Below are 6,399 nucleotides of genomic sequence, written 5' to 3' on the forward strand. Positions count from 1 at the left end.
AAGTGGGGTACCGGCTGTGCCGTCGCCGCTGAAACGCCTGTACCGCAGGGGCCCCACCGCCCGGCCAGCGGGCGCGAGCGGGGTTCCCGCTGTGCCGTCGCCGCCCCTTCGGTGACCATGTACACGCCCGGTAGCCGACAGCGTTGCCGTGGGGGTCGCCTGCCCGTTCTCGTCGCCGCCTCCCGCCCGGCACCCCGCCGGCCCGCCGCCCGGCCGGGGCCGTGAGCGGGGTTCCCGCTGCTCCGTCGCCGCCTACTTCCTGGAGCATACGCATGCCCGATACCCGACGGCGCTGCCGCGATTGGCCGCCGACCTTCGTCGCGGCCCTCCACCTGGCACCCCGCCCGCCCGCCACCCGGCAAGCAGCCGCGAGCGGGGTTCCTGCTGCTCCGTCGCCGTCTTCGACGGGCCTCGGGGGGGACGCTGTGTGGTCGAGTGCTGTGACCTCGGTGAACACACAGCGGGGATCGTAGTGACCTGAGTCACATCATCTGCAATAAGTGTTGCAGGACACAGGGTGGTGCTGCTTACATCGCCCTCATCGGATCCGTCCCCCGGCCTCACCTCACGAGGCCGTCCCCGGCCTCCCCCGTCCGCGAAGGTGTCCCATGCAGACCGTCCATCTCGCGATCCTCGCCGTGTACCTGCTGGCCATGGTGGGCGTCGCCCTGTACTTCCTCCGCTCGGGCCGGCTCGGCGGCGGCGACGACTTCCTGTTCGCCGGGCGCAGCCTGCCCCGGCCCGTCATGGTCGCCACGATGCTGGTGACCTGGGTCGGTTCCGGGACGATCATCGGCGGCGCCAACTTCGCCTACACCTACGGCCCCGTCGCCGGCCTCGTCTTCTTCGCCGGCACCCCGCTGGGCATCCTGGTGCTGCTGCTCGCGGCCCGGCGCATCCGGCGCGCCTCCCGGCACACCGTCCCCGAGCTGCTGGAGGTCCGCTTCGGTACCGGGGTGCGCACCGTCGCCGCCGCCGTCACCGCCCTGGCCTACATCGGCCTGGTCGCCTCCCAGTTCATCGGCGGCGGGTACGTGGTCAGCCTGATCACCCCGCTGACCTCTACCCAGGGCACGGTCCTGGTGGCGGTGGTCGTCACCCTGCTCACCGTCACCGGCGGCCTGTTCTCGGTGGCCTACACCGACTTCATGTCGGCGATCCTCATCGTGCTCGGCCTGTTCGTGTCCCTGCCGCTGGTCTTCACCGCTGTCGGCGGCCCCNCCGCCCCCACCGGCGGGCTCACCGCCCTGCAGCTGCTGGGCTACTTCCTGCCGCTGTTCCTGCTCCTGCTGGCCGACCAGAACATCTACCAGCGCCTGACCGCCGCCCAGGACGAGCGCACCGCCCGCACCTCCACCCTGGGCATGCTCGTCTCCAGCTTCTTCATCTTCATCCCGGTGGTCCTGCTGGCCTCGGCGGCCGCGGTGCTCATGCCCGGCATCAACGGCGACATGGCGATCCTGAGCCTGGCCTCCGAGGGCCACCTGCCCGCGGTGCTCGGCGGCCTGATCCTCGCCGGCGCGGTCGCCTTCGTCATCACCACCGGCTCGTCGTTCATGCTCTCGGCCGCCTCCAACCTGACCTACGACCTGTACGCGCGCTTCTCCCGCCGGGAGGCCTCCGCGCGCCGCACCCTGGCCGTGCAGCGGGGGTCGGTGCTGGCCATCGCGCTCGTCGCCTTCGGCCTGGGCCTGTACTTCCCGACCGTGCTCGAGCTGCAGATGTACTCCTACACCGTCTACGGCGCGGCCATCACCCCCGCGGTCTTCGCGGTGCTGTTCTGGAAGCGGGCCACCACGGCCGGGGCGGTCGCGGCCCTGGTCGTCGGCGCCGCGACCACGGTGGGCTGGCAGCTGGCGGGCACCCCGGGCGACGTCAACGGCGTGGTCGTGGCCCTGCCGGCGGCGCTGGCGGCGCTCGTGGCGGCCAGCCTGGCCACCGAGGCGCCCGCCCCGGAGGACCTGGCGGCCGCGGGCGTCGACTGAGGCCGGAGGAGGGGGCGGGGCCGCCGGGACCGTGGTTCCTCCCGGTTCCCGCGGACCCGGCGGTTCCGGCCGCACGCACGTGGGCCCGGCACGGACGACCAGTCCGTGCCGGGCCCACGTGCGTGCGGGTCAGGCCTTGCGGCGGCGGCGCACCGCCTCGGCCAGGCCCTCCAAGACCTCGACGGTGGTGTCCCAGCCCATGCACTTGTCGGTGATCGACTTGCCGTACACCAGGTCGGCCGGGTCGCCCAGCTTCTGGGCGCCCTCCTCGATGAAGCTCTCCAGCATCACGCCGATGATGCCCTGCTGCCCCTCGGCCACCTGAGCGGCGATGTCCTGGGCCACCAGCGGCTGGCGCGCGTGGTCCTTGCCGCTGTTGGCGTGCGAGGCGTCGATCATGACCCGGCGGCGCAGGCCGGCGCCCTCGACCACGTCCAGCGCGCCCCGCACGTCCTCGGCCCCGTAGTTGGGGCCGGTGCGCCCGCCGCGCAGGATGAGGTGGCAGTCCGGGTTGCCGCCGGTGCTCACCACCGACCCGGCGCCGGAGGGGTCCACACCGAAGAAGGTGTGCGGCGCGGCGGCCGCCCCGCAGGCGTCCACCGCCACCTGCACGTCGCCGTCGGTGCCGTTCTTGAACCCGACCGGCATGCTCAGGCCGCTGCCGAGCTGGCGGTGCACCTGGCTCTCGGTGGTGCGCGCGCCGATCGCCCCCCAGGCGACGGCGTCGGCGATGTACTGCGGGGTGATCGGGTCGAGGAACTCGGTGCCCGCCGGGACCCCCAGCGCGCCGATGTCCAGCAGGAGCCGGCGCGCGGTGCGCAGGCCGCGGTGCACGTCGTAGCTCTCGTTCAGGTCCGGGTCGTTGATCAGGCCCTTCCACCCCAGGGTGGTACGAGGCTTCTCGAAGTAGACGCGCATCACCACGCACAGGTCGGCGCTGACCGAGGGGGTGAGCTCCTTGAGGCGGCGCGCGTAGTCCAGCGCCGCCTCCGTGTCGTGCACCGAGCACGGCCCCACGATGACGAGCAGGCGGTCGTCCTGCCCGTTCAGCACCCGCGTCACCTCGGCCCGGGCGTCCTCCACCAGCGCGGTGCGCTCTGGGCCCATCGGCAGCTCGGCCAGCAGGTCGCGCGGTGCGACCAGTGGCCGGTAGCTGACGATGCGCGTGTCGTTGGTGCTGCTCGTCATGGCTCGGATGCTCCTCGTACCCGTCGTCCCCGATCGGCCCTCCAGGAACCTTAGCGCCAACGGGGCCGCAGGTCCGAGGGGGTGTGCGGGAGTGTGGTGCGGGTCATCACGGGGTTTCTCAGCCCGTGAGACTCACCCCTTCAGGTCGGGGAAGTCCTCCTCCCAGAACTCCTGCGCGTTGCGCCCCTTGTCCGGGGCGCCCCGCTCGTGCTCGGCGGTCCGCAGCTCCACCCGCCGGATCTTGCCCGAGACCGTCTTGGGCAGCTCGGCGAACTCCACTCGCCGCACCCGCTTGTAGGGCGCCAGCCGCTCCCGGCAGAACTCCAGGACGGACCGGGCGGTCTCGGCGTCCGGCCGCGCCCCCGCCACCAGGGTGACGAACGCCTTGGGCACCGCCAGGCGCACCGGGTCGGGCGAGGGCACCACCGCCGCCTCGGCGACCAGCTCGTGCTCGATGAGCACGCTCTCCAGCTCGAAGGGGGAGATGCGGTAGTCGGAGGCCTTGAACACGTCGTCGCGGCGGCCGATGAAGGTGATGTGGCCGTCGGCGTCCCGGGAGGCGACGTCGCCGGTGTGGTAGAGCCCGTCGCGCATCACCTCGGCGGTGCGCTCCTCGCTGTCGGTGTAGCCGGACATCACCCCCACCGGGGCGTCGTGCAGCGCCAGGCACACCTCGCCCTGGTCGCTCGGCGCGCCGGTGGCCGGGTCGGCCAGGACCACGTCGTACCCGGGCATCGGCACCCCCATCGACCCCGGGCGCACCTCCTGGCCGGGGGAGTTGCCCACGGTCACCGTGGTCTCGGTCTGGCCGTACCCGTCCCGCACGGTCACGCCCCAGGCCGCGCGCACCTGATCGATCACCTCGGGGTTGAGCGGCTCCCCCCCCCGNCGGCGCACCGCCCCCGCCCAGGTCGGCCTGGATGAGCATGCGCCACACGGTCGGCGGGGCGCAGAAGGTGTCCACGCCGCACCGGCGCACCGCCTCCAGCAGGCCGGCGGCGTCGAACCGGGACTGGTTCACCGAGAGCACCGTCGCCTGGGCGTTCCACGGGGCGAACACGCTGCTGTAGGCGTGCTTGGCCCACCCGGGGGAGGAGATGTTCAGGTGCACGTCGCCCGGGCGGATCCCCACCCAGTACATCGTGGACAGGTGCCCGGCCGGGTAGGAGAGCTGGGTGTGCTGCACCAGCTTGGGCGCCGAGGTGGTGCCGGAGGTGAAGTACAGCAGCAGCGGGTCGTCGGCCAGCGTCCGGTGGTCCGGGGCGAAGTCGACGGCGGCGTGCCGGCAGTCGGTGTAGGGCAGCCAGCCCTCCATGTAGCCCACGCTGATCCGTGTCCAGTGGCCGCCGAGCCCCTCGAACTTGGGGGTGTCGGCCGCGTTGGCGATCACGTGCCGCACCCCGCCGCGCTCGATCCGGTCGGCCAGGTCGGCGGTGGTCAGCAGCGGTGTGGCGGGGATGAGCACCGCCCCCAGGCGGATCGCGGCCAGCGTGGTCTCCCACAGCTCGACCTGGTTGCCCAGCATCACCAGCACCCTGTCGCCCCGGTGCACGCCCTGGTTGTGCAGCCAGTTGGCGGTCTGGCGGCTGCGCTCGGCCATCTCGCGGTAGGTCAGCCGCGTCTCCGAGCCGTCCTCGTCCACGATCCACAGGGCGAGCCGGTCGGGGTGCTCCTCGGCGGCCGGGTCGAAGTGGTCCTGTGCCCAGTTGAAGTGGTCGGGCCGGGGCCAGGAGAAGCGCGCGTGCGCCTGGGCGCGGTCCTCCCGGAACTCCAGCAGCAGGTCGCGCGCCGCGCGGAACTCGGCGGTGGCGGGGTTCGACATGGATGGACCTCCGCATCCGGGGTGTGAGCGCTGTCACTCTAACCGCTGCGGGTCCCTGATGTCCCGGAGCGCCGGGCCGCGGGGGCGGCCACTACGATCGGTGCGGTGAGCGACCTGAGCGGCCACCAGGGAACGTGGACCTTCGGCGCGGACGCGGTCCGCATCGACTACGCGGACCGCTGGCGGGTGCACCGCATGCTGCGGCTGCTCCGCCGGTGCGCCGTGCCCTATGCGGCCATCGCCGGGGTGGAGTTCCGGCCCGACGCGGGGCGCAGGCGGTGGAGCCTGTCCCTGCGCCTCGAGGAGGGGGCCGACCCCTTCGCCGAGAGCGCCCTGGGCGAGCAGGACCGCGGCGCCCCCTTCCGGCTCACCGGCCCGGCCGACTCCGTGCTCACCGCCGAGTACCAGGCCGACCAGCTGCGGGTCCTGGCCGAGGGCGCGCGGGTGGCCGGGCCTCGACCCGACCCCGCCGAGGTGGCGCGGTCCCTGGTCCCGGCCCCGCCCTTCAAGGCCGTCTGCGCGGAGGGCGAGGCGGTCGTCGACGGCGGCGAGGTGCGCCTGCGCTGGCAGCGCCCCCGAGGCAAGGAGAAGCGGCGCCTCGGCGGGCGGGTCCTGCCGCTCGACGGGCTGGTCCGCGCCGAATGGGTGCCGCCCGAGCCCTCGGGGTGGGCGGGGGTGCGGTTCGCCGTCGCAGGTGAGGACGCCTCCGGGGGCGGGATCCGCAAGGACCCCGCAGGGATGTGCACCCTGGACGGCGGCGAGCAGGCCCGGCTTCGGCTACTGGCCGCCGTGGTCAACGCCCACCTGCCGGGCGCGGCGGGCGCCGCCCGGGGAGCCGGTGGTAGAGAGGTGGGGACCCCCGGTGCGCCGGAGGCGCCCGCGCCGCACAGCGCGCCGCGCCCCGACCCCGAGGAGATCTCCCGGCGCATCCGCGAGCTCGCCCGCCTGCGCGACGACGGCCTCGTCACCGAGGAGGAGTTCGCCGCGAAGAAGGCCGAGCTGCTGGGGCGCCTGTAGCGCTCGACCACGAACGAAAGGCGGTCGCCGATGACCCTGCGGACCCTTTACCCCCCGATCACCCCCTACGACAGCGGGATGCTCGACGTGGGCGGCGGCGACAGCCTCTACTGGGAGCTGTCCGGCAACCCCGACGGAAAGCCGGCGGTCTTCCTGCACGGCGGCCCCGGCGGCGGCACCGGCCCCGACCACCGGCGCCTGTTCGACCCCGAGCGCTACCGGGTGCTCCTGTTCGACCAGCGCAACTGCGGCCGCAGCACCCCGCACGCCTCCGGCATGGACGTGGACCTGTCGGCCAACACCACGTGGAACCTGGTGGCCGACATCGAGCGGCTGCGCGAGATGGCCGGCGTGGACAGCTGGCTGGTCTTCGGCGGGGCCCGGGGG

4 protein-coding genes and 1 pseudogene are annotated in these 6,399 nt (G+C 73.6%); 3 read left to right on the forward strand and 2 right to left on the reverse strand.

The genetic code is table 11. The features are described 5' to 3' along the window. Positions 1 to 608: 608 nt before the first annotated feature. Positions 609 to 1,985, forward strand: coding sequence for a sodium:solute symporter family protein (locus D450_RS0117645; RefSeq protein WP_017539977.1), 1,377 nt, complete (start codon positions 609 to 611; stop codon positions 1,983 to 1,985). Positions 1,986 to 2,114: 129 nt separating this feature from the next. On the opposite strand, the gene D450_RS0117650 is transcribed toward D450_RS0117645, so the two are convergent. Further along, positions 2,115 to 3,173, reverse strand: a complete 1,059-nt coding sequence (locus D450_RS0117650; protein ID WP_017539978.1) for a 3-deoxy-7-phosphoheptulonate synthase — start codon at positions 3,171 to 3,173, stop codon at positions 2,115 to 2,117. Between the two features lie 132 nt (positions 3,174 to 3,305). Beyond that, positions 3,306 to 4,995: pseudogene (locus D450_RS30495) on the reverse strand (AMP-binding protein). A gap of 105 nt (positions 4,996 to 5,100) precedes the next feature. Here D450_RS30495 and D450_RS0117660 point away from each other — a divergent pair. Together D450_RS0117660 and D450_RS0117665 are read left to right on the forward strand one after the other, a co-directional pair. Further along, positions 5,101 to 6,012: a DUF4429 domain-containing protein gene (locus tag D450_RS0117660; protein WP_017539983.1), complete on the forward strand. Its 912-nt coding sequence runs from the start codon at positions 5,101 to 5,103 to the stop codon at positions 6,010 to 6,012. Between the two features lie 36 nt (positions 6,013 to 6,048). Then, a partial coding sequence (locus D450_RS0117665) for an alpha/beta fold hydrolase (RefSeq protein ID WP_039820621.1) occupies positions 6,049 to 6,399 on the forward strand: 351 nt, incomplete at its 3' end.

The organism is Nocardiopsis halophila DSM 44494, assembly GCF_000341245.1.
GTDB classification, from domain to species: Bacteria; Actinomycetota; Actinomycetes; order Streptosporangiales; family Streptosporangiaceae; genus Nocardiopsis_A; species Nocardiopsis_A halophila.